This is a genomic window from Thalassospira sp. MIT1004 (assembly GCF_001858545.1).
In the GTDB taxonomy this organism is placed as follows: Bacteria; Pseudomonadota; Alphaproteobacteria; order Rhodospirillales; family Thalassospiraceae; genus Thalassospira; species Thalassospira xiamenensis.
On the sequence record NZ_MCAO01000038.1, the window covers coordinates 1 to 568 of the forward strand.

Genomic DNA, 568 nt, shown 5'->3' on the forward strand with positions numbered 1-568 from the left:
TCAGGTCAAACGATCCGCTGAAGTCATCCGCTGGTGTGATCGTCAGACCTGCGAGCTGATCGGGACTTAGAGTCCAGCTGCCATCACCGTTATCGGTACCGGCTGACAGGGTCGCGCCCTCTGGCACGCTGCTGATCGTAACGGTCAGAACTTCGGAGCTGTCCGTCAGACCGGCATCGATATCCAGTGCAATCGCGCTGTCTTCCGAGCCAGAGGCATCTGCGGCATCAAGCGTCGGTTTATCGGCAACACCTGTGACGTCAACCGTGATACTGCCCGTTGTGGTCGCGATATCTTCGCCATCGGCAGACGTTGCCGTCACACCAAGCTCGAAGCTGCCGGAGAAATCATCCGACGGGTTAATCGTCAGGCCTGCAAGCTGATCGGGACTTAGAGTCCAACTGCCATCACCGTTATCGGTACCGGCAGATAAGGCCGCACCTTCTGGCACACCACTGATCGTAACGGTTAGAACTTCGGAGCTGTCCGTCAGGCCTGCGTCAATATCGAGTGCAATCGCAGAATCTTCCGAACCACTGGCATCAGAAACGTCCAATGTCGGCGTATC

General features: G+C 56.9%; 1 protein-coding gene. It reads right to left on the minus strand.

Features of this window, described 5'->3' with window-relative positions:
• On the minus strand, positions 1–568 hold a 568-nt coding region (locus tag BC440_RS23175), incomplete at both ends, for an Ig-like domain-containing protein (protein WP_175484491.1).